The organism is Mesotoga sp. H07.pep.5.3, assembly GCF_002752615.1.
Lineage (GTDB): Bacteria > Thermotogota > Thermotogae > Petrotogales > Kosmotogaceae > Mesotoga > Mesotoga prima.
The window spans coordinates 1-1,781 of sequence record NZ_AYTV01000018.1 but is presented as its reverse complement, the minus strand read 5'-3'; the positions used below and the strand labels follow the sequence as shown (position 1 = coordinate 1,781).

Sequence of the window (1,781 nt, the reverse complement as noted above, 5' to 3'; positions counted from 1 at the left end):
CCACGGTTTCTCATAAGCCCAGATCCCGGATCAAGTCCGGGATGACAGTGTTAGGTGATTACGAATATGTCACATCGTGTCTGAACATGTTTCAGCATTCCGGCGAGCTTTCCGAAAACGTCAAATTGCGTCATTCTGAACTTGATTCAGAATCACGATGCTCTTTTCAGCGTTCAGCGTGTCTTAGCAAGCGGGAAGCAGCTCTTCTCGGTGAACGGAGAACCGCTCAACGGCCAACCAGTTTCTCTTGCTCTTACGAACTCGCTACCCGCTACCACCGACCACGGTTTCTCATAAGCCCAGATCCCGGATCAAGTCCGGGATGACAGTGTTAGGTGATTACGAATATGTCACATCGTGTCTGAACATGTTTCAGCATTCCGGCGGGCTTTCCGAAAACGTCACATCGCGTCATTCTGAACTTGATTCAGAATCACGATGCTCTTTTCAGCGTCCAGCGTGTCTTAGCAAGCGGGAAGCGGCTCTTCTCGGCGAACGGGGAACCACTCAACGGCTAACCAGTTTCTCTTGCTCTTACGAACCCCCTACCTGCTACCACCGACCACGGTTTTCCGAAATGAATTCGGGATGGCGTAGTAAGGAGTTTGAGATGAACCGTTATTGGGGTAGCGAGTTTGTCAATTTTAGAAGGTTGCATCCCTCGATTTTTAACCTCAACTGGCGAATGACGATCGGGAAATCTTGATTAGCAGATCAGTGCGGGATCTTTGGTGCGGGTTTTGAATGCTCAAAAAGATATTCTGGGCAGATGTCCAGCCCATTACACCATTCTATTGTATCGAAAGCTATTCTGGCCGAGCAGAAGATCTTTGGATCTCTCAGTTCCGCGAATCTGCCCTTGTCAAGGATTCCTTCAAGATCTATTGCCCTTTCTTCTCCATTGTTAAATTCGAGAATGAATTCATATGGCCTGCAATGCTTTATGGACTTCACTCCAATGTTCATGTCAGTACCTCCGTCATCTTAGAGGATCTGCTTTGAATGGAAGTTCACCATTTGTTACAAGCTTCCAGTTGGCCATTAGCTCTTCAGAATGAAGCTCAACCCATGCCTGGACGAGCCTGAGTTTTCTGTTGGGGATCTCACCGCTTAGGATTTCTCCATCAGGGAATTTAGACAATCGCATTATCATCCTGATAGTAGACATGTATATGAGGAGGATTGTGTTCACCGGGGGAACAATACATTCTAACCATTATCCCGTAAAACATGCTTATCGTTGGCATTTATTCTTACCTCCTTCTCCCATCAGTATTATACTAGATCAAATGAAACGGTCAAGGAATCGAGGTAGTTGCCGCACTACCAAGGATATCGGCAGAAGAAATATCTGCAATGAACATGCCTGGACGCAAGGGCCTCTTCGCTGGGAAAGACACGCTCTTCGCTTCAATCTTGAAAAACCATTGTTAGTTCTTTGGTCCAGGCAGGGAACCCGTCCCTGGTCCATCGTCTAAGAGCATGAACCCGTCCTTCGAAAGAGCCGCTGTGCGCTTAAGGACAAAAACCCGCTGGTCGCCGTAAAGAACCGTCCCTCGTCCTTCAAGATCGTGGACCCGTCCTTCGATTGGATCGGAGAGCAGATCCCGAAACAAGTTCGGGATGACAGTATTACTTGATTGCGAAAACCTCACATCGCGTCATTCTGAACTTGATTCAGAATCACGATGCTCTTTTCAGCGTTCAGCGTGTCTTAGCAAGCGGGAAGCAGCTCTTCTCGGTGAACGGAGAACCGCTCAACGGCCAACCAGTTTCTCTTG

At 47.9% G+C, this 1,781-nt stretch carries 1 protein-coding gene and 1 pseudogene; both read right to left on the bottom strand.

From position 1 onward, the window contains the following. Positions 1-714: 714 nt before the first annotated feature. Positions 715-966, bottom strand: a complete 252-nt coding sequence (locus V513_RS07960; RefSeq protein WP_099772310.1) for a DUF2442 domain-containing protein — start codon at positions 964-966, stop codon at positions 715-717. 13 nt (positions 967-979) lie between these two features. Further along, positions 980-1,247, bottom strand: a pseudogene (locus V513_RS14335) (DUF4160 domain-containing protein). Positions 1,248-1,781: the final 534 nt, after the last annotated feature.

Coding starts and splice junctions, on each gene's coding strand:
- V513_RS07960 (WP_099772310.1), bottom strand. CDS start 966: ATGAACATTGGAGTGAAGTCCATAAAGCATTGCAGGCCATATGAATTC.